The following is a 19,460-nucleotide window of genomic DNA, read 5'->3' on the forward strand; positions in this document are numbered from 1 at the left end:
CGGCCTCCTCGCCCGCACCGGCTTCCTCGCCCGCACCGGCCTCTTCACCGGCACCCGCACCAGCACCGGCCTCCTCGCCCGCACCGGCTTCCTCGCCCGCACCGGCCTCTTCACCGGCACCGGCACCCGCGCCGCCGGCGCCGCCCGCGCCGAGGGTCGCGCCGACCGCCTCAAGGGCGGTGGTCACCGGCTGGAAGAACGTCTCGCCGCCGGCCGTGCAGTCACCGCTGCCGCCCGAGGTCAGGCCGATCGCGAGACCGTCCTGCGTGAACAGCGAGCCGCCGCTGTCGCCGGGCTCGGCGCAGACGTCGGTCTGGATGAGGCCGGTGACCGTGCCCTCCGGGTAGTTCACCGTGGCGTCGAGTCCGAGGACCTGGCCGTCGTTGAGCCCGGTGGTGCTGCCCATCCGGAAGACCTGCTGGCCGACGGTCGCCTCCGCGGCCTCGGTGATCGGGACGGTCTGGTCGCCGGTGTTGACCTCGCTGGGCGCCTCGGTCGCCGGGTCGTCGTACTTCACGAGCGCGAAGTCGCCGTCGCCCGGGAAGGTGGACTGGTCGACCGTGGCGATCGGCTGGCCGCCCTCGGCGTCCGACCACTCGTTGCCGCCGAGGGTGCAGTGGCCGGCGGTCAGGAAGGCGGGCGAGCCGTCGTCCGCGGTGACGTTGAAGCCGAGGGAGCAGCGCGAGCCGCCCGCGAAGATGGCGTCGCCGCCGGAGACGAACGGCTTGAAGGTGCCCGCGGACTTCGAGAGGGTCGCCATGCCGGTGCCGAGGCTCTTGACCGTCGATTCCAGTCTGTCCCACTTGGCGCCGGTCACGGTGCTGTCGGCGGTGACACGCAGCTTGTTCGTGCGCGGGTCGATCGACCACGAGGTGCCCGCGATGGTCGCGTCGGACTTCAGGGTCGACGCGCCGCTCTGCAGCTCCGACCAGCTGTTGTCGACCTCGCGGACCTTCGCGCCGGCCGCCTTCGCCTGCACGATCACGTTGTTGTTGTCGCCCGGTACGACGTTGACGACGAGCTGCTGGCTGTCGCCGTCGTAGTAGGAGCCGCCGAACGCCTCACCGAGGAGCCCGGAGAGCTGCGAGGCGAGATCCGAGGCGTCGCCCGCCTTCAGTGTCTTCGGCGCGGCGGCCGCGTCGTCGGACGAACCGTCCTGTGACGCGTTGGCGTTGGGGAGCAGGATCGCGGCCGCGCCGAGCGCCACCACGCCGCCCACCGCTATCGCGGCCTTGCGCTTCGGAATTCGCTTGTGACTCAAACTTCTCTCCTCCTGGGGGGACGGAGCCTTGCCGCCGTCCGGCAGCTTGGGGGGCGCCTGGATGGCTGTAGGTACGCAGGGGTCGCAGGGGGCGTTCAATCGCGTTTGCAAGTGATCCCTTCGCATCGCGGAATCAGCCAACTCCCGCTGCCCGTACGCCGACCCGTCCGGCCCACGACTTCCCTGGTCACGGCGAGAGACCGGGCGGAGGAGTCCGGTCGGCCCGGGACAGTGCCTGGCTTAATGACGGTCTTTCGACTGCGGCCCTCGTCCCGGTCCGCCGAACCGACACGATCCGTATCCGACTGGAAACGATCTGTTGCGAACACCGAGTCGAATCCCGACTTCAGCGAATCTGCACATCGAATGCTCAACCCAGTCACCAAGCGGAGGGTTATCCACAAGCGGGAGGTACCTGACACGCCTTTGGGGCGGGAGTGCCGGATTCGCCGCTTCCGGATGCAAGGCGTCGGATGAGCCGATGCTGTGGCGCATGTGAAGAACTCGCCACCAAGACGTGCACACTCCTGCACCAATAGGTACCGCTGGGGCGCAAGTTCCCTGGTGAGACGGCTGGTTGATTGGAAGCCCGGACCCGCAGCGTGCTTTGATCCATCGCATCGCGGGAGCCGCGGAGGGCACTCCGGAAACGGGTGCCCGGCGCTCGCGGTCGCGGCCGTCATCTGTCCCCAGAGGGGGCCGCTCCCCCCTTGTGAGATATCCATATGAAGGGAAGTTCCATCATGAACTCCACCCCCCAGGTTGAGACCGTCGAGATCGCTGACGCCCAGCTCGACGCCATCTCCGGCGGCCTGTCCGTGAACGCCGTCAACACCGTCACCGACACGGTTGACAGCATCGCCCCGGTCTCCGGCGTCGTCGACACCGCCGTCGGCACCGTCGAGGGTGTCACCGGCCTGAACACGGCCCCGGTCACCGGCCTGGTCTCCGGTCTCTGATCGAGCCCTTGTGCCGTTGACTCCCGGAACCGCAGCCGGCGGTTCCGGGATCTTCGGGTGCCGTGACCCCTTCCGTCACGGCCGTAAGAACCTCTTCTACGGGTGAGGGAAGTTCCTTGCAGTTCCGCCAACAGGCCCTCGCCAAGCTCCAGTCACCGGAGGAACTCGACCTCCCGGTGCGTTTCGCCCGCCCGCAGGGCTGGCTCGTGCTCTCGGTGACCGTGGTCGCGATGGCGGCCGCCTCGGTGTGGGCGGTGACCGGCTCGGTGGCCTCCACCGTCAGCGCACCCGCCATCCTCACGCACGGGCAGGGCAGTTATCTCCTCCAGAGCCCCGTCGCGGGCCAGGTCACCGCGGTACTCGCGAAGCAGGGCGAGCAGGTGACCGCCAACTCCCCCGTGCTCAAGGTCCGTACGGCCAAGGGCGAGGTCGTCGTGCGCGCGCTCGACGCGGGCCGGGTCTCCGGACTCGCCGCGACCGTCGGGCAGATCATCCAGACCGGCGCGAACGTGGCCGCCGTCGAGAAGGTCGCCCATACCGGGGACGCGTTGTACGCGACCGTCTACGTCCCCGCCGAGAACGCCGCCTCGATCCCCGACGACGCCGCGGTGGACCTGACCGTGCAGTCGGTGCCGACCCAGGAGTACGGCGTGCTGCGCGGCCATGTGAAGTCGGTGGACCGCGCGGCCCAGTCCCCTCAGCAGATCTCCGCGTTCCTCGGGGACAGCCAGCTGGGCGAGCAGTTCACCAAGAAGGGCAGGCCCGTGGCCGTCACGGTCCGGCTGGACAAGTCGTCCGGCACGAAGAGCGGATACAAGTGGTCGTCCGCGGACGGGCCGCCGTACAAGCTGTCGTCGATGACGATGGCCTCGGGCTCGATACGGCTCACCGACCAGCGTCCCGTCGACTGGCTGCTGCCATGAGCGCCACCGCACAGGAGCCGCGGAGCAGGCGCCGTGCGGCCCCGCCGAAGCGCAAGGTGCCCAAGGCCGCCGCGAAGACCGTCCGCACGCCCACCGTGCTCCAGATGGAGGCCGTCGAGTGCGGCGCCGCCTCCCTGGCGATGGTGCTCGGCCACTACGGCAAGCACGTCCCGCTGGAGGAGCTGCGCATCGCCTGCGGCGTCTCCCGCGACGGCTCGCGCGCCAGCAACCTCCTCAAGGCGGCCCGCAGTTACGGCCTGACGGCCAAGGGCATGCAGATGGACCTGGCCGCCCTCGCCGAGGTGAAGTCGCCGGCCGTCCTGTTCTGGGAGTTCAACCACTACGTCGTCTACGACGGCATGGGCCGCCGCTTCGGACGCCGCGGGGTCTACATCAACGACCCCGGCAAGGGCCGCCGTTTCGTCCCGATGGAGGACTTCGACGGCAGCTTCACGGGTGTCGTGCTGGTCATGGAGCCCGGCGAGGACTTCACCCGGGGCGGCCGCAAGCCCGGCGTCCTGGGCGCCATGCCCGCCCGGCTGCGCGGCACCGCCGGCACGATGCCCGCCGCTGTGCTGTCGAGCCTGCTGCTGGTGGCGGTCGGCGCGGCGGTGCCCGCGCTCAGCCGCACCTACATCGACGAGTTCCTGATCGGCAACCAGACCTCGCTGCTCGGCGTTCTGTTCGCGTCGATGGGCGCGTGCGTCCTGCTCACCGTCGTGCTGACCTGGCTCCAGCAGGCCAATCTGCTGCACGGGCGCATCATCTCCTCCACCCTGTCCAGCGCCCGCTTCCTGCGGCATCTGCTGCGGCTGCCGGTGACGTTCTTCTCCCAGCGCAGCCCGGCCGACCTCGTCCAGCGGCTGCAGTCCAACGACGCGGTCGCCGAGACCCTGTCCCGTGATCTCGCGGCGGCGGGCGTGGACGCGATCGTGGTGGTCCTGTACGCGGTGCTGCTCTACACCTACGACCCGCAGCTGACCTTCGTCGGCATCGGCGTGGCGCTGCTGAACATCGTGGCCATGCGGGTGGTCGTACGGCTGCGCGCGACCCGTACGGCGAAGCTGCGCGCCGACACGGCCCGGCTCACCAACACCGCCTACACCGGTCTTCAGCTGATCGAGACGATGAAGGCGACCGGAGGCGAGGACGGCTACTTCCGCAAGTGGGCCGGGCAGCACGCCACCACGCTGGAGGAGCAGCAGCGGCTCGGTGTGCCGAGCGCCTGGCTGGGCGTGGTCGCGCCGACCCTGGCCACCCTCAACAGCGGGCTCATCCTCTGGATCGGCGGCATGCGGGCGGTCGAGGGTCATATCTCGGTCGGCCTGCTGGTCGCCTTCCAGGCCCTGGTCGCCCGCTTCACCGCCCCGCTGACCCGGCTCAACGGCGTCGCGGGCCGCATCCAGGACTTCGCGGCCGACGTGGCCCGGCTGAAGGACGTGGAGAACTTCAAGGCCGACCCGCTCTACGGCCGGCCCGATTCCGGCGAGTCGACGCGCCGTCTCCAGGGCCATGTCGAGCTGGAGAACATCACCTTCGGCTACAGCCCGCTCGACAAGCCGCTGCTCACGGGCTTCGACCTGACGGTCGGCCCGGGCCGGCAGGTCGCGCTGGTCGGCGGTTCCGGCAGCGGCAAGTCCACGGTGTCGAGGCTGATCTCCGGCCTGTACGCGCCGTGGGAGGGCGTGATCCGCATCGACGGGCAGCGCATCGACGACATCCCGCGCGGGGCGCTGGCCGCCTCCGTCTCCTTCGTCGACCAGGACGTGTTCCTCTTCGAGGGCACCGTCCGCGACAACGTGGCGCTGTGGGACCCGTCGATCCCCGACGACGCGGTGGAGGACGCGCTGCGGGACGCCGCCCTGTACGACGTGATCACGCGCCGCCCCGGCGGCATCCACAGCAAGGTGGAGCAGGACGGCCGCAACTTCTCCGGCGGGCAGCGCCAGCGTCTGGAGATCGCGCGGGCGCTGGTGCGCCGGCCGAGCATCCTGGTGCTGGACGAGGTGACGAGCGCGCTGGACGCGGAGACCGAGTTGGTCGTGATGGACAACCTGCGCAGGCGCGGCTGTGCCTGTGTGGTGATCGCGCACCGGCTCAGCACGGTGCGCGACAGCGACGAGATCGTCGTCCTCGAGCACGGCACGGTCGTGGAGCGGGGACGGCACGAGGAGCTGGTGGCGCGCGGCGGCGCGTACGCCACGCTGGTCAGGGAGCGGTGAGATGACGGCCGTTCAGGGACATGAGGGCGACCTCGTCCTCAACGCGTTCGGGCAGATGGGCTCGCGCATCGACTGCGCCGGGTTCAACCGTCTCGACCTGGAGGGCCCGCAGGTGCTGTGGCTGGTCGCGGCCGGTGCCGTGGACCTGTTCGCGGTGGACGCCGGCCAGCAGGGCCACTGGCACCACCTGGGCCGTCTGGAGGCGGGCTCGCTGGTGCTCGGCCCGGTGCCGGGCCCGCAGCACACGCTGGTCGCCCGCCCGCTGCGGGACTGTGTGGTGCACCGCATCGGCCTGCGCGAGCTGTACCAGCCCGCCGACACCGCGACCTGGTCGTACGACGAGTACGGCAATCCCCAGTACGTGCCTCCGACGACGAGTCCGCTGGAGTACGCGCTCGCCCTGGGTGTCGGCCGCAGCCTGTCCATCCTCTTCCAGGCACCGATGGCGACCGAGCGGGCCGCGGCGCCCACGGACGACGACGTGTTCTGGATGCAGGTGCCGCCGGGCAGCGTGCAGTACGGCTCGCTGTACGGCGCGGAGGCCGCGGCCGACCTGCTGATGGACCCGGCGCTTTGGCAGAGCATGGTCGACCAGCAGTACCGGCTGCTGACCACGCTGGACCGCTGGATCGAGGAGCTGGAGAGCACCCACGAGACGCGGACGGCCGAGGGCATCAAGGCCGGTGAGGCGGTCCGCGCCCAGGCAGACCAGACGCTGCTCGCCTCCATCGGCAAGCGGTCGTCGAAGCGGACCACCCCGGCCGACGCCGACGCCTCCTACGCGGCCTGCAAGCTGGTCGGCCAGGCGGCCGGGATCCGCCTCACCGAGCCCACCCAGAAGGGCACCGGGGGCGACCGCCTCGACCCGGTCGAGCAGGTCGCTCTCGCATCGCGCGTCCGTACCCGGGCCGTGCGCCTGGACGGCCGCTGGTGGCGGGACAACGTGGGGCCGCTGGTCGGCCACCGGGCCCTGTCGGGTGCGCCGGTGGCGTTGCTGTGGCGGCGCGGCGGCTATGTCGCCGTCCATCCGTCGACCGGCCGTGAGACGCCTGTCGAGAAGGCCAACGCCGACGAGTTCGAGCCGCGTGCGGTGATGTTCTACCGTCCGCTGCCCGAGCGGCGGCTCAGCCCGCTCGGGCTGCTGCGGTTCTGTATGCAGGGCATGCGCGGCGACCTGACGGGGCTGCTGCTCAGCGGCCTGGTCACGGTGGCGATCGGCGCGATGGTGCCCATCGCGACCGGCAAGGTGCTCGGCGAGTTCGTGCCCAAGGCCCAGACGAACCTGATCGTGCAGGTGTGTCTGGCGGTGATGCTCAGCAGCGTGGTGGCGGCGGCCTTCATGCTGTTGCAGAACCTCACCATCCTGCGGATCGAGGGCCGGATCGAGGCGACGCTCCAGCCGGCCGTGTGGGACCGGCTGCTCAGACTTCCGACGCGGTTCTTCACCGAGCGCTCCACCGGCGAACTGGCCAGCGCGGCCATGGGCATCAGCTCGATCCGCCGGCTGCTGGCGGGAGTCGGGCCGACGGTCGCCCAGTCGGTGACCATCGGGGCGATGAACCTGGGGCTGCTGCTGTGGTTCAGCGTGCCGATGGCGATGGCCGCGATCGGCATGCTCGTCGTCATCGCGGCCGTGTTCCTGGGGCTGGGGCTGTGGCAGGTGCGCTGGCAGCGGCGGCTGGTCGTGCTCTCCAACAAGCTGAACAACCAGGCGTTCCAGACCCTGCGCGGCCTGCCCAAGCTGCGGGTGGCCGCCGCAGAGAACTACGCGTACGCCGCGTGGGCGTCGGAGTTCGCGCGCAGCCGTGAGCTCCAGCAGAAGGTCGGCCGCATCAAGAACCTCTCGACGGTGCTGGGCGCGGTGTATCTGCCGCTGTGCACGCTGCTGATGTTCATGCTGCTGGCGGGCCCGGCCCGGGGCTCGATGTCGGCTGCCGCGTTCCTCACCTTCAACACCTCGGTGACGATGGTGCTGACCGCGGTCACCCAGCTGACCGGCTCGTTCGTCTCCGCGGTGGCCGCGCTGCCGTTGTTCGAGGAGATCAGGCCGGTGCTGGACGCGACGCCGGAGGTGCGGACGGCGAGCACACGGCCGGGTCCGCTGTCCGGCGCGATCGAGGCACGGCGGGTGTCCTTCCGGTACTCGGACGACGGTCCGCTGATCCTGGACGAGGTGTCGTTCGAGGTGAAGCCGGGCGAGTTCGTCGCGATCGTCGGCCCCAGCGGCTGCGGCAAGTCGACGCTGTTGCGTCTGCTGATCGGCTTCGACCGGCCGCTGTCGGGCAGCGTGCTGTACGACGGGCAGGACCTGGGGGCCCTCGACCAGTCGGCGGTGCGCCGGCAGTGCGGGGTGGTGCTCCAGCACGCGCAGCCGTTCACCGGCTCGATCCTGGACGTCATCTGCGGCACCGAGCCGTACACGCCGGAGGAGGCGATGGCGGCGGCCGAGATGGCGGGCCTCGCCGAGGACATCAAGCGGATGCCGATGGGTCTGCACACCATCGTTTCGGGCAGCGGTGCCGTCTCCGGCGGTCAGCGCCAGCGGCTGATGATCGCGCAGGCGCTGATCCGCCGGCCGCGCATTCTCTTCTTCGACGAGGCGACCAGTGCCCTCGACAACGAGACCCAGCGCACCGTCATCGAGAGCACCAAGGCGCTCAACGCGAGCCGGGTCGTCATCGCGCACCGGCTGTCCACCGTGATGGACGCCGACCGGGTCGTGGTGATGGAGGACGGCAAGGTCATCCAGCAGGGCCCGCCCGACCTGCTGCTCGCCGACACCAGCGGCCGGCTGCACGAGCTGGTGCGACGGCAGATGGCGTGAGCGATCACTCGAGTCCGGGGACCGGGGCGCCGGAGGGGACACCGGCCGCGCGATAGGCGGCGTAGAGCTCCTGCCAGGGCGCGTCGGCCCCGGCGTGCGGTCCGGCGATCTGCTCGCCGCGCGCCCTGGCGTCCAGCGCGGTCAGGCACACCTCCCAGCCGGCGCCGTTGCGGGCGGCGGAGTCCTCGGCCTGGAGGACGTTGGTGAGTGTGAAGAGGGTGCGCTTGTCCCCGGCCTCCTCCAGGTCGAAGCGCAGTTCGTCCCTGCCCCACTCGAACGACAGGTGCCGGGGCGGGTCGACGGCGATGACGCGGCCTGTGGAGTCCGCCATGTGCGGGTCGCCGCTGAACGTGACCGCGCCGCCGGGGCGCAGTTCGATCTCGGCGCGGGAGGGGAACCAGCGCTCCAGTTCGTCGGGGTCGGTCACGAACTGCCAGACGCGGTCGACGGGATGGTCGTAGGTGCGGCTGAAGCGGACGGCGGGGCGGCCGTCGTCCAGGGTCAGATAGGTGCCGGTGAGTTCGGCTGCCATGGGGGATCAGTCCTTCGGTGCGGGTGGTTCCGTGGTGTCCGGCGTCTCGTCGAGGCGGCGGCCCAGCGCGTCGAGGCTCTCGTTCCAGAGCTTGCGGTAGGGGGCGAGCCAGGCGTCGAGTACGGCGATCGGGCCTGGGTCCAGGGCGTAGACGCGTCGCTGCGCGTCCTGCCGCACCCGGACCAGGCCCGCCTCCCGCAGCACTTTCAGGTGCTTGGAGGTGCTCGGCTGGCTCAGTCGGCACGCCTCGACGATCTCACCGACGGCCCGGGGCCGCTCCAGGAGAAGGGCGACGATGGCCCGCCGGTGGGGATCGGCGAGGGCGGTCCAGAGGGCGGCGTCGGACATGACTTCAATATGCCTCTGGCGTTATATACCTGTCAAGGAATATACCCGTGCGCGCTTGTGTCCGATGGCGTGACTTCGCCGTACTCCGGGCACGCTTCCGTTGCTCCGGCCCGTATTTGGGTACCCACGTCCAATGCGAATCAGCGTGATGGATGTGGGATCGAACACGGTCAGACTCGTCGTCTCGGACGCGGAGGACGGCGTACCGCTGCCGGTGCACACCGCGAAGTGGCGACTCAGGCTGTCCGAACAGGTCACACCGGGGGGACCCATCCCTGAGCAGGCCGTCGGTCAACTCGTCGACGCGGTCGCCGAGGCGAGCCGGACGGCCACCCGGTGGGGCGCGGCGGGCCCGCTCGCCTTCGCGACCGCCGTGGTGCGCAACGCGCCGAACCGGCATGAGGTGTTGCACACCGTCCGGGCCCGTACCGGCGTGGACCTGTGCACGCTGCCGGGCGAGGTCGAGGCCGAGCTGACGTTTCTCGGGGCCCGGCGCTGGATGGGCTGGCGGTCCGGGCCGCTCGCCCTGCTCGACATCGGCGGCGGCTCACTGGAAGTCGCCTTCGGGCGCGGCCGGTTGCCCGACTTCGTGGCGTCGCTGCCGCTGGGCGCGGGGCGGCTCACCCACGAGTTCTTCGAGGACGAGGACCCGCCGTCGCCGGAGCGGGTGCGGGCGCTGCGCCGCAGGGTCCGCCATCAGCTGCGGGACGTCGCGGCGCGGATCCGCTGGGAGGGCCCGCGTACCGCGGTCGCCACCTCCCGCACCTTCCAGCAGCTGGGTCGGCTGTGCGGCGCCGCACCCGGACGCCACGGCCCGTTCGTGGACCGGGAACTGCACCGCGTGGGGCTGCGGGAGGCGATCACGACGCTGACCGCCCTGCCCGCAGCCGAACGCGCGCGCCTGCCCGGCATCTCCGCGCCGCGGGCCTCGCAGAGCCTGGCCGGCGCGGTGGTCGCGCACACCGCGATGAAGCTGGCCGGCATCCGGTCCGTCACGGTCTGCCCCTGGGCGATCCGCGAGGGCGTGCTGCTGCGTCACATCGAGGACGGCCCGTCCTGGTGGGCTGAGGTGACCCGCCGCAACGAGGAGACCACTCCTCCTGACCCGGTGCCGCTGCGCATCGCGGCCGCCGCGGCCAACTGATCACGGCGCACGGAAATGACGTACCGAACGCGGAAGGGAGACCCCGATGTCCCACGACAAGAACCAGGACACCTCCGGCAAGCAGCCCGAGACGGCCCTCGATGAAGTCCTGCGCGAGATAGAGGACGCCGAGAACCGCACCGAGGACTCCCCCGGGCAGCGACGTCGCCGGGGTGAGGCCGGGGACGCCATCACGCCGAACGAGCGTGCGCAGGAGGAGTCCGAAGGAGAGTGACGCGCGCGGGTGACGCGGGCGGGTGACCGGCCCTCGCCCGGGTACCCGGCGCGCATGGAGCACGACCGTGACGAACCGCCCCTGCCCACCCCGCGCGGCCCGCTGAGCAGGGGCGTCGAGGCGTACCTGCGGGGCGCGGGCGCGCTGCCCCGCCCTGAGGAAGCGGCCCGGGCCCAGGTCTACGGCGACGACCTCCAGCTCGCCCTGTACCTGTGCTACGAGCTGCACTACCGCGGCTTCGCGGGCGTCGCCCCGGAGCTGGAGTGGGACCCCGATCTGCTGCGCGTCCGAGCGGCCCTGGAGCACCGCTTCCTGTCCGCGCTGCGCGCCGACGCCAAGGTCCACGACAACCTGGACGAGGCGCTGCGGGGTTTGCTGGTGGAGCCCGTCCACGGCACAGGCGTCACGCACTTCCTGCGGGACGAGGGCGAACTGTGGCAGGTGCGCGAGTACGCGGCCCAGCGCTCGCTGTACCACCTCAAGGAGGCCGACCCGCACGCCTGGGTGCTGCCGCGGCTGTGGGGCCGGGCGAAGGCCGCGATGGCAGCGGTGGAGTTCGACGAGTGGGGCGGCGGCCGCGCCGACCGCGTCCACGCGCGGCTGTTCGCCGACCTGATGACGGATCTGGGCCTGGACACCGCCTACGGCCGCTACCTCGACGCGGCGACGGCCGAGGCCCTGGTGACGGTGAACCTCATGTCCCTCTTCGGCCTGCACCGGGCCCTCAGGGGCGCCCTGGTGGGCCACTTCGCGGCGGTCGAGATCACCTCGTCACCGGGGTCGCGGCGACTCGCCGAGGCGATGCGCCGCACGGGCGCCGGGCCCGCGGCCGAGCACTTCTACGACGAGCACGTGGAGGCCGACGCGGTCCACGAGCAGGTGGTGCGCCACGACGTCATCGGCGGTCTGCTGGAGCGGGAGCCGCATCTCGCCGCCGATGTGGCCTTCGGGATCGACGCCACCGGGTTCGTCGAGGACCGCCTCGGCGACCGGCTGCTCACCGACTGGCGCGCGTCACGTTCGTCACTGTATGCACCGCTTGCTCGGGAGACAGCCCATATCTCCTGATGTCCGGGGTACCCGAGCGGCGTGAATCCACTGGTACCCCCGGGCGTCTACGCCCCGCAGGAGGACACCGAGCTGCTGGCCGGTGCCCTGTCCGACGAGCCGGTGCCCCCGGGCGCCGAGGTCCTCGACGTGGGCACCGGGACGGGCGCTCTGGCCTTGGCCGCCGCGCGCCGCGGTCTCCGTGTGACCGCCGTGGACGTGTCCCGGGGCGCCGTGTGGGCGGCGCGGCTGAACGCCCGGCTGGCGGGACTCCCCCTCCGTATCCGGCACGGCAACCTCTTCGATCCCGTGCGCGGGGAGTCGTTCGATCTGATCCTGGCCAATCCCCCGTACGTGCCGGCGCCGGGCGGCAGGGAGCCGCGCGGCTCGGCCCGGGCCTGGGACGCGGGCGGAGACGGGCGGCTGGTCGTCGACCGGATCTGCCGGGAGGCGCCCGCCCTGTTGCGTCCGGGCGGGGTCCTCCTGCTCGTGCAGTCGGCGCTGAGCGACCCGGACCTGACCGTCGGGCAGTTGCGCGCTTCCGGCCTGAAGGCCGCGGTGATCCGCCGGCGCCGGATCGCGTTCGGGCCGGTGCTGCGCGGCCGGGAACGCTGGCTGCGGCAGCGGGGGCTGCTGCACGCCGCCGAGAACGAGGAAGAGCTGGTGGTCGTCCGTGCCGAACTCCCCGTCTGACCGGTCCGCGCCGCCGCGGCGCATCACCGTCCAGCGCAAGGGCCCGCTCCTGGTGGAGGGCCCGGTGGAGGTGGAGCTGGAGGACGGCTCCGTCGTCCGCTCCGACCGCTTCCGCGTGGCCCTGTGCACCTGCCGCCGCAGCCGCCGCTACCCGTGGTGCGACACGAGCCACCGCGACCGGGCATGACCCGGGGGCCGACGGGCGGCCCCACTCCGCCCGCCGGCCCCCTGTACGAGATCGCGGATCCCCGCGTCGGCAACCCGGCTCCCCAGCAACGGGCCGCCTACTTCACGGGAACGGCGCGATCCCGGTCTCAGAACGCGAAGAGGCCCGAACCGTGGGCGTTCTTCACGCAGTCATTGGAGAAGGTGCGCTCGTACGAGACGCGCTTGCCCTGCCAGACACCGTCGACGGTGATGACCACGGGGTCGTACTGCTTGGTGCACATCACTCCGTCCCTGGCGCTCAGGGCGTCGATGTTCCCGCCGACGCCCAGGAGTTCCGTACAGGCCGAGCCGGCGGCCGGGTGCGTGCCGCCGGGCCTCGGGGCGCAGGTCAGGGTGACCGCGCGTTCCGGGGTCACGGCGATCGCGCTCTCACCGTGGCCCACCGTGAGAACGAGGGCCGAGGGGGCGTAGAGCGCGGTGGGGGCCTGACCCGGACTGGCGAGCGCGGACCCGGTGAGGGGTCCGCAGACGGCGGTGGCCGTCAGGCCGAGGGTCATGGCCCAGCGCGCGGTGCTCCGCATTGTGTGCATCCTTCCGCTCGATTACAGGGTGTGCCGATCCATGCTCGTTCGGTGCCGGATCGGCGAGCGCGAGTCTGCCGAGTCCACCGCCGAAACACACATCGACCCCACTGGTTTCAGTAACATTTCGTGTTGAATCAGTGGCGTGAAGTTACGGAATCCACACGGGTGAAGCCCGTAACCGCACGGACCTCGGGGGCACGATGCGGCCAGATGGCCGATTTCCCACTGTTCGTTAATAGGCCTGAAACATTCCGATTCCGCTCTCAGCCGACCACTTCGCCACCCCTTGTGTTCATGCGCGGGTCGAGTAATCGTCATTACATGATTACTAATGAGCAGCGAGAGAAGTTGCGCGGCTGGTTCGCCGGCCGCCTCCCCGACGACCTCTTCGAGGAACTGACCGAGCTCACGGTCGACCGCGAGGAGATCACCGTGATCGGCCGCATCCCCGAACCCCGGCTGGCGGAGGACGCTCCGGACGCCGAGCGGGAGGCGGCCCTGGAAAGCCGGGTGCAGGAGTTCCGGGAGCGCACCCGCGAGGACCGGATGGCCGTGGCACGGGAGGCCGAGCACCGGTTCGGCCGGAAGGTGTCCTGGGGCGTGGAGTGCGGTGGGCGGCGGGCGCTCTTCACACACGTGGCCGCGCCGGTGATGACGCGGCTGCGCCAGCCGGAGCGCCAGGTCCTGGACACCCTGATCGCCGGCGGCGTCGCCCGCAGCCGCAGCGACGCGCTGGCCTGGTGCGTGCGCCTGGTCCAGCGCCATACGGACGACTGGCTCGCGGAGTTGCGCGATTCCCTGGAACACGTGCAGCGGGTGCGAGCCCAGGGGCCGGACGCCGGGACGGACCGCACACCGCCCGCCGACGACGAGGAGTGACCGAGGAGTGGAGGAATCGTCCAACAGCATCGCCAAGAATGGATGATCCGTCCTCTGGCGTCGCCCGCTCGTGATCATTTACGGTCGGCAGACCCCATGAGGACGGCATCCGCGCGCCGCCGCACACCCCGGCACCGGCGGGCGGCCGTCCGCTCAAGTCGTCGCGTCACACCGCGCTCCGCCGACCCGTCCCCGCTGGAGCCCACTTGTCCTCGGCCGACCGCCCCTCCCCCGCCGCGTCTCCCCCGTCCCTGACGGAGGTCGAGACCCACGGCGTCGACCGGATCCCCGACGCCGAGCGCTCCGCGACCCCGCTGGACCTGTTCCGGCTCTCCTTCGGCGGCGCCAACACCTTCTCCACCTGCGTCCTCGGTGCCTTCCCCATCCTGTTCGGCCTCTCCTTCTGGCAGGGCCTAGCGGCCACCCTCCTCGGGGTCGTCGCGGGCGCGCTGATCCTGTGTCCGATGGCGGTGTTCGGCCCGGTCAACGGCACCAACAACGCCGTCTCCTCGTCCGCGCACCTCGGGGTGCACGGCCGGGTGGTCGGCTCGTTCCTGTCCCTGCTGACGGCGGTCGCGTTCTTCTCCATCTCGGTGTGGAGCTCCGGTGACGCCCTGGTCGGCGGCGCCCACCGGCTCTTCGGACTCGCCCGGGACGATCTGTCCTACGCCGTCGCCTACGCGGTGTTCGCGGTGCTGGTCCTCGCCGTCTGCGTCTACGGCTTCCGGTTCATGCTGTTCGTCAACAAGATCGCGGTGACCTCGGCGAGCGCCCTGTTCCTGCTCGGCGCGGTGGCGTTCGCGGGGGACTTCGACCCGTCGTACGCGGGCGTCTTCACCGACTCGGCGGACGCGGCGACGGCGGACCTGTTCTGGCCGTCGTTCATCGGGGCGGCGCTGATCGTGCTGTCGAACCCGGTGTCGTTCGGGGCGTTCCTCGGCGACTGGTCGCGCTACATCCCGGCGAGCACCTCGCGCCGGAAGGTGGTCGGGGCCGCGTTCCTCTCACAGCTCGCGACGCTGCTGCCGTTCCTGTTCGGCCTGACGACCGCGAGCATCATCGCGGCCCAGGCGCCGGAGTACGTCGACCCGGCGGCCCCCGACTTCGTGGGCGGGCTGCTCGCGATCTCCCCGGGCTGGTTCTTTCTGCCGGTGTGCCTGCTGGCGCTGATCGGCGGCATGGCGACGGGCACGACAGCGCTCTACGGCACCGGGCTCGACTTCTCCTCCGTGTTCCCGAGGCTGTCCCGGGTCCAGGCGACGCTGCTGGTCGGCGCGTTGTCGATCGCGTTCATCTTCGCCGGCCGGTTCGGGCTCGACCTCGTGCGCTCCATCTCGACCTTCGCCACGATGATCATCACCTGCACCACACCGTGGATGGTCGTCATGATGCTGGGCTACTGGACGCGGCGCGGCTGGTACGACCCGGAGGCGCTCCAGGTCTTCAACCGCCGTCAGCGAGGCGGCCGCTACTGGTTCGCGCACGGCTGGAACTGGCGGGGCATGACCGCCTGGTGGGTGTCGGCGGTGCTCGGCGTGCTGTTCACCAACATCCCCGGGCAGTTCGTCGGCCCGCTCGGCGACCTGGCCGGCGGTGTCGACATCAGCCTGCCGCTGTCGCTGGTCGTGGCGGCGGTGCTGTTCCTGGCCCTGCTGTGGCTGTTCCCCGAACCCCGGGCGGTGTACGGCCCCGAGGGCGCCCGGCTGGCCCGGACCGTCGAGGTGCCCGTGCCGCCGATCACGGGGCCGGGCCCCGAGGGGGCGTTGTCAGACCCCTCGGCTAAGTTGCCCGCATGACCAACTTCGTACTGGTGGCCGGGGCATGGCTCGGGGCGTGGGCGTGGGACGAGGTCGCGGGCGAGTTGCGCGCGGCCGGGCACGACGTGCGTGCCGTGACGCTGTCCGGCCTCGCCGAGAAGCAGGGGTTGCCCGCGGGGCAGCGGACGCACGTCCAGGACATCGTCGACGAGGTCGAGCGGCTCGATCTGCGGGACGTGGTGCTGGTGGGGCACAGCTACGCGGGCGTACCGGTCGGGCAGGCCGCCGAGCTGATCGGTGACCGGCTGCGGCGCGTGGTGTTCGTCGACGCGAACGTCCCGGTGGACGGGGAGTCGTTCCTGTCGGGCTGGCCGAGCGAGGACGTACAGCGGTCGATCGCCGACCACGACGGGTACTGGCCGCCGCTCGGCGCGCCGGAGTACGCGGGACAGGGTCTGACGGACGAGCAGATCACCCGGATCGTGAACGCCACCCCGCACCCCGGTGCCACGCTCACCGCACCGGCCGAGCTCACCCGTCCCCTCGGCGAGCTCCCGGCGACCTACATCAAGTGCCTGCTCGACGGCGAAGAGCCGATGCCCGTGGTGGCCGAACTGCTCAAGAGCGACCGCTGGGAGCTGATCGAGATGGACACCGGCCACTGGCCGATGTTCTCCAGCCCGCGCGAACTGGCACGCGTCCTGCACGAGTCGGTGGCCCGGCCCTGATCAGCCCCCTCCTGCCTACCGGTCGGTATGGTCGGCGTACTGCGCGTTCTCAGCGACGAGAGGCGGGACGGACCACATGGCGAAGCACTGGGCGGACTTCCAGTACGAGATCTATCTCAACGGGATGACGGGAGCGGTGCCGCGCCTGCCCACCGATCTGACCCGGCTGGAGGAACTGACCGAACAGCGGCTCGGGCCCGGCCCGGTCGGCTATGTGGCGGGCAGCGCCGGGAACGGCAGCACCGCCCGGGCCAACCGGGCGGCCCTGGAGCGCCGCCGGATCGTGCCGCGCATGCTGCGGGACGTGCACGAGCGGGATCTGTCGGTCGAGGTGCTGGGCCGCGCCCTGCCCGCCCCGCTGGCGCTGGCCCCGGTCGGCGTGCTGTCGATCATGCACCCGGACGCCGAACCCGCCGCCGCCCGGGCCGCCGCCGCGCAGGGCGTGCCGTACATCCTGTCGTCCGCCTCGAGCACCCCCATGGAGCAGGTCGCCGAGGCGATGGGCGACGCCGAGCGGTGGTTCCAGCTGTACTGGCCGAAGGACCCTGAGGTGGCCCGCAGTTTCCTGAGCCGGGCGAAGGCATCCGGGTTCAGCGTACTCGTCGTCACCCTGGACACCCCGCTGCTGTCGTGGCGGCCCCGGGATCTCGACCAGGCGTATCTGCCCTTCCTGCACGGCGTCGGCACGGCCAACTACTTCTCGGACCCGGTCTTCCAGGCGGGTCTGGCCAAACCGGTGCACGAGGACCCGAACGCGGCCGTGATGCGTTTCGTCGGGATGTTCTCCGACCCGGCCAAGTCCTGGCCGGACCTGGCGTTCCTCAGGGAGAACTGGGACGGCCCGATCGTCCTCAAGGGCGTCCTGCACCCGGACGACGCGCGGCTGGCCGCCGAGGCGGGCATGGACGGCGTCGTCGTCTCCAACCACGGCGGCCGCCAGGTCGCGGGGTCCGTGGCCGCCGCCGACGCGCTGCCCCGTGTGGTGGACGCCGTCGGCGACCGGCTCACCGTCCTCTTCGACAGCGGCGTCCGCACCGGCGACGACATCTTCAAGGCCCTCGCGCTGGGCGCGCGGGCGGTGCTCGTCGGACGCCCGTACGTCTATGGTCTCGGCCTCGACGGACAGCCCGGCGTAGAGCACGTCATCCGCTGCCTCCTGGCCGAACTCGACCTCACCCTGGCCCTGTCGGGCCACGCCACGCCTGCGACGGTCGGCCCGGCCGATCTGACGGAGGAGCCGGGCTGAGGCGTGGGCGGGGGCGAGGCCGAGTTCACCGCTCAGCCGTTCAGCGGTTCGGCGCCGTCACCTGCCGTGCGGTCGGGGCGTCCTCCTCCGCGATCGACAGGGACCCGGCCGCCGTGGGCACGGGCTCCGGCTGCCAGCGCTGTTCGTCGGACCGGTCGCGGACCTTGACGACGATGTCGGCGTCCGGGTCGTCGTTGGTGGAGGTGAGGGCGAGCTCCTCGCCCCAGCGGGGCAGCAACTCCCCTTGCACGGTGAGGTCGTAGCGCACGTCCTCGCCTCGCTCGGCGTCTTCCTCGGCGCAGGTGCCGAGCACCACGACGCCCGCGTCCTTGTGCGAGTCCAGACACAGCCCGGGATCGGCGACGCTGCGCAGCAGCCCGTCGTTCTCGTACGTCCACTGCTGGGTCCACGCCGTCGAGCACGAGGCCAGCTTCGCCCCCGAGCCCTCCTTCGGCAGGTCCCGGATGTCGAGGCACAGATCGGCGCCCGCGTTGCGCAGCCGCGTCACTCCCGGTGCGGTGGGCAGTACGGCCGTGTCCGGCGGTGTCACCGACCCGCCGCCGTTGCCGCCGGCGGCGCTGTTGGAGCCGGCCGGGTCGGCCTGGCCGCCGTCGTACGAGGACGCGCTGATGATGAGCACCGTCGCCAGCACCCCGGCCGACACCGCGCCGACGCCCGAGAGCAGCGCCCGGGAGGACCGCAGCGCGTCCGGGACCCGGACGCCCGGGATCCGGCGGGCGGGCATGGGGATCCTGGACAGCAGACGGTGGCGTGCGCTCCCGGACCGCCCGCCGCCGCGCCGGCCGCCGCGACCGCCGCGGGTACCGTGCGAGGCCCGGCCCGGACGCGAGTCGAGGTAGCGGCGGGCGCCCCAGCCCAGCACCGCTTCGGCGATCAACGGGCCGAGACCGCCCTCGAAATGGCTCAGTTGCTCGGCGGCGTTCCGGCAGTACCGGCACTCCGCCAGATGCTGCTGGACGTCCGGCAGCAGTGCGCCGCCCCGGCGGATCGGGACGTCGAGGAGGCGGTTGTAGAACCGGCAATCATGGGTCGGCGCGAGTTCGCGATGGGCATGTACACAACCCTCGCGGAATTTGTCACGCGCCTGTTCGAGGGCGGCCGACGCGATGTCGGTATCCATGCTCAGCAGGCCGGCGGGGACGCTTAAAGGATCTGCCTCGACCTCGACATGCCAGAGCAAACAGCGCGCGGCGGCGGGAAGTGCCTGGAATGCCCGCTCCGCGAGTGCCCGATTTTCGGGCGTCATGGACGTCGCCGCGCGCAGCCCGCGCCCTCCGGCCGGTTTCTGCAGGGCCGGCAGTACGGCGGATATTCGATCGTCGCCGGACCACTCCCGGATCGTGTCGCGCACGGTCACCAGAAGGACCGGGCGCAGCGCGACGGCCGAGTCGCCGAAGGCCACGCGGTTGAGGGTCCGGTGGAAGGCGGTCCCGGTGACCATGGCGGCGACCTGCGCCGACGAGGCGAGACAGATGACCGCGTAGTCGTGCACCGGCTGCCAGTGCCGCGCCATCAGCAGCGCGACGGAATGGGCGGCGACCTCGCCCTCCGGGCTGCCTCTCAGCGGGGCGGCGAGTGATTCATCGGATTCCCCGGGATCCCCGCCGGGCGGGGGATACGGGGGACGAGGGGGGTGGGGGGTGGGCACTGAGGTGGTTCCTTCCCACGCGCAGGTGACACACAGAAGTCCTGCCGCCGAAAAAGGAGCCCGGTTGGTGCGAACCTTTTCTGGCGCGGCGCGGGAGGTGCGAATTCACCGGCGGCGAATCGGACCCGGTCCACAAATCACGTGCGACACCCGGCCATTCCCCCCGCACGTGTGTTTCACTCTTGCACAACCCCCACACGACCAACAAGGCGCCCGTGCAACATCCGGCCCATTGACAGAA

At 71.3% G+C, this 19,460-nt stretch carries 18 protein-coding genes; 13 read left to right on the forward strand and 5 right to left on the reverse strand.

What is annotated here, in order from left to right:
• On the reverse strand, nucleotides 1-1,261 hold a 1,261-nt coding region (locus tag ACWIF2_RS02525; RefSeq protein ID WP_454358170.1), incomplete at its 3' end, for a S1 family peptidase.
• Nucleotides 1,262-2,004: 743 nt separating this feature from the next.
• Here ACWIF2_RS02525 and ACWIF2_RS02530 point away from each other — a divergent pair.
• From ACWIF2_RS02530 to ACWIF2_RS02545, 4 genes are all read left to right on the forward strand, one after another.
• On the forward strand, nucleotides 2,005-2,220 hold the full coding sequence (locus ACWIF2_RS02530) for a type A2 lantipeptide (protein ID WP_189721965.1): 216 nt from the start codon (nucleotides 2,005-2,007) through the stop codon (nucleotides 2,218-2,220).
• Between the two features lie 116 nt (nucleotides 2,221-2,336).
• Nucleotides 2,337-3,143 carry an HlyD family efflux transporter periplasmic adaptor subunit gene (locus tag ACWIF2_RS02535; RefSeq protein WP_454358171.1) on the forward strand — a complete coding sequence of 269 codons (807 nt, stop codon included), beginning with the start codon at nucleotides 2,337-2,339 and terminating at the stop codon, nucleotides 3,141-3,143.
• Nucleotides 3,140-5,365: an NHLP family bacteriocin export ABC transporter peptidase/permease/ATPase subunit gene (locus ACWIF2_RS02540; RefSeq protein ID WP_454358172.1), complete on the forward strand. Its 2,226-nt coding sequence runs from the start codon at nucleotides 3,140-3,142 to the stop codon at nucleotides 5,363-5,365. The genes ACWIF2_RS02535 and ACWIF2_RS02540 overlap by 4 nt, the downstream gene beginning before the upstream one ends.
• 1 nt (nucleotide 5,366) lies before the next feature.
• The gene (locus tag ACWIF2_RS02545; protein ID WP_454358173.1) at nucleotides 5,367-8,189 is read left to right on the forward strand and encodes an NHLP bacteriocin export ABC transporter permease/ATPase subunit; all 2,823 of its coding nucleotides are present in this window, start codon (nucleotides 5,367-5,369) and stop codon (nucleotides 8,187-8,189) included.
• Nucleotides 8,190-8,193: 4 nt separating this feature from the next.
• On the opposite strand, the gene ACWIF2_RS02550 is transcribed toward ACWIF2_RS02545, so the two are convergent.
• Nucleotides 8,194-8,721, reverse strand: coding sequence for an SRPBCC family protein (locus tag ACWIF2_RS02550; RefSeq protein WP_454358174.1), 528 nt, complete (start codon nucleotides 8,719-8,721; stop codon nucleotides 8,194-8,196).
• A 6-nt stretch (nucleotides 8,722-8,727) separates the two neighbouring features.
• On the reverse strand, nucleotides 8,728-9,069 hold the full coding sequence (locus tag ACWIF2_RS02555; RefSeq protein ID WP_454358175.1) for an ArsR/SmtB family transcription factor: 342 nt from the start codon (nucleotides 9,067-9,069) through the stop codon (nucleotides 8,728-8,730).
• 133 nt (nucleotides 9,070-9,202) lie between these two features.
• Here ACWIF2_RS02555 and ACWIF2_RS02560 point away from each other — a divergent pair, with 133 nt between their 5' ends.
• Genes ACWIF2_RS02560 through ACWIF2_RS02580 form a run of 5 tightly spaced genes read left to right on the forward strand, consistent with a single transcriptional unit; the run spans nucleotide 9,203 to nucleotide 12,375 of the window.
• A complete protein-coding gene (locus tag ACWIF2_RS02560) occupies nucleotides 9,203-10,213 on the forward strand; it encodes a Ppx/GppA phosphatase family protein (RefSeq protein WP_454358176.1) in 1,011 nt (336 codons plus the stop codon).
• A gap of 46 nt (nucleotides 10,214-10,259) precedes the next feature.
• A complete protein-coding gene (locus tag ACWIF2_RS02565) occupies nucleotides 10,260-10,448 on the forward strand; it encodes a hypothetical protein (RefSeq protein ID WP_454358178.1) in 189 nt (62 codons plus the stop codon).
• Between the two features lie 54 nt (nucleotides 10,449-10,502).
• On the forward strand, nucleotides 10,503-11,516 hold the full coding sequence (locus ACWIF2_RS02570) for an iron-containing redox enzyme family protein (protein WP_454358179.1): 1,014 nt from the start codon (nucleotides 10,503-10,505) through the stop codon (nucleotides 11,514-11,516).
• 21 nt (nucleotides 11,517-11,537) lie between these two features.
• Nucleotides 11,538-12,188, forward strand: coding sequence for a HemK2/MTQ2 family protein methyltransferase (locus ACWIF2_RS02575; RefSeq protein ID WP_454358180.1), 651 nt, complete (start codon nucleotides 11,538-11,540; stop codon nucleotides 12,186-12,188).
• A complete protein-coding gene (locus tag ACWIF2_RS02580) occupies nucleotides 12,169-12,375 on the forward strand; it encodes a CDGSH iron-sulfur domain-containing protein (protein ID WP_193481250.1) in 207 nt (68 codons plus the stop codon). The genes ACWIF2_RS02575 and ACWIF2_RS02580 overlap by 20 nt, the downstream gene beginning before the upstream one ends.
• 127 nt (nucleotides 12,376-12,502) lie before the next feature.
• Here the strand turns inward: ACWIF2_RS02580 and ACWIF2_RS02585 are convergent, their stop codons facing one another.
• A complete protein-coding gene (locus tag ACWIF2_RS02585; RefSeq protein WP_454358182.1) occupies nucleotides 12,503-12,937 on the reverse strand; it encodes a protease inhibitor in 435 nt (144 codons plus the stop codon).
• A gap of 324 nt (nucleotides 12,938-13,261) precedes the next feature.
• Here ACWIF2_RS02585 and ACWIF2_RS02590 point away from each other — a divergent pair, with 324 nt between their 5' ends.
• The 4 genes from ACWIF2_RS02590 to ACWIF2_RS02605 all read left to right on the forward strand — a co-directional run bounded on the left by ACWIF2_RS02590 (nucleotide 13,262) and on the right by ACWIF2_RS02605 (nucleotide 17,550).
• Nucleotides 13,262-13,819: a hypothetical protein gene (locus tag ACWIF2_RS02590; protein ID WP_454358183.1), complete on the forward strand. Its 558-nt coding sequence runs from the start codon at nucleotides 13,262-13,264 to the stop codon at nucleotides 13,817-13,819.
• Between the two features lie 206 nt (nucleotides 13,820-14,025).
• Nucleotides 14,026-15,615, forward strand: coding sequence for a purine-cytosine permease family protein (locus ACWIF2_RS02595; protein WP_454358184.1), 1,590 nt, complete (start codon nucleotides 14,026-14,028; stop codon nucleotides 15,613-15,615).
• Entirely contained in the window at nucleotides 15,612-16,304 is a 693-nt protein-coding gene (locus ACWIF2_RS02600) for an alpha/beta fold hydrolase (protein ID WP_454358185.1), read from the forward strand. The genes ACWIF2_RS02595 and ACWIF2_RS02600 overlap by 4 nt, the downstream gene beginning before the upstream one ends.
• A gap of 76 nt (nucleotides 16,305-16,380) precedes the next feature.
• Entirely contained in the window at nucleotides 16,381-17,550 is a 1,170-nt protein-coding gene (locus ACWIF2_RS02605; RefSeq protein ID WP_454358186.1) for a lactate 2-monooxygenase, read from the forward strand.
• A gap of 40 nt (nucleotides 17,551-17,590) precedes the next feature.
• Here the strand turns inward: ACWIF2_RS02605 and ACWIF2_RS02610 are convergent, their stop codons facing one another.
• Nucleotides 17,591-19,219 (reverse strand): RICIN domain-containing protein, encoded by a 1,629-nt coding sequence (locus tag ACWIF2_RS02610; protein WP_454358187.1) that lies wholly within the window; start codon nucleotides 19,217-19,219, stop codon nucleotides 17,591-17,593.
• Between the last annotated feature and the right edge of the window lie 241 nt (nucleotides 19,220-19,460).

It is taken from the genome of Streptomyces sp. NPDC055506, from assembly GCF_053643595.1.

Bases quoted from the DNA above. Each gene is read 5' to 3' on its own strand.
- ACWIF2_RS02530 (WP_189721965.1), top strand. From the start codon at position 2,005: ATGAACTCCACCCCCCAGGTTGAGACCGTCGAGATCGCTGACGCCCAG.
- ACWIF2_RS02540 (WP_454358172.1), top strand. From the start codon at position 3,140: ATGAGCGCCACCGCACAGGAGCCGCGGAGCAGGCGCCGTGCGGCCCCG.
- ACWIF2_RS02545 (WP_454358173.1), top strand. From the start codon at position 5,367: ATGACGGCCGTTCAGGGACATGAGGGCGACCTCGTCCTCAACGCGTTC.
- ACWIF2_RS02550 (WP_454358174.1), bottom strand. From the start codon at position 8,721: ATGGCAGCCGAACTCACCGGCACCTATCTGACCCTGGACGACGGCCGC.
- ACWIF2_RS02555 (WP_454358175.1), bottom strand. From the start codon at position 9,069: ATGTCCGACGCCGCCCTCTGGACCGCCCTCGCCGATCCCCACCGGCGG.
- ACWIF2_RS02560 (WP_454358176.1), top strand. From the start codon at position 9,203: ATGCGAATCAGCGTGATGGATGTGGGATCGAACACGGTCAGACTCGTC.
- ACWIF2_RS02565 (WP_454358178.1), top strand. From the start codon at position 10,260: ATGTCCCACGACAAGAACCAGGACACCTCCGGCAAGCAGCCCGAGACG.
- ACWIF2_RS02570 (WP_454358179.1), top strand. From the start codon at position 10,503: ATGGAGCACGACCGTGACGAACCGCCCCTGCCCACCCCGCGCGGCCCG.
- ACWIF2_RS02585 (WP_454358182.1), bottom strand. From the start codon at position 12,937: ATGCGGAGCACCGCGCGCTGGGCCATGACCCTCGGCCTGACGGCCACC.
- ACWIF2_RS02590 (WP_454358183.1), top strand. From the start codon at position 13,262: ATGATTACTAATGAGCAGCGAGAGAAGTTGCGCGGCTGGTTCGCCGGC.
- ACWIF2_RS02600 (WP_454358185.1), top strand. From the start codon at position 15,612: ATGACCAACTTCGTACTGGTGGCCGGGGCATGGCTCGGGGCGTGGGCG.
- ACWIF2_RS02605 (WP_454358186.1), top strand. From the start codon at position 16,381: ATGGCGAAGCACTGGGCGGACTTCCAGTACGAGATCTATCTCAACGGG.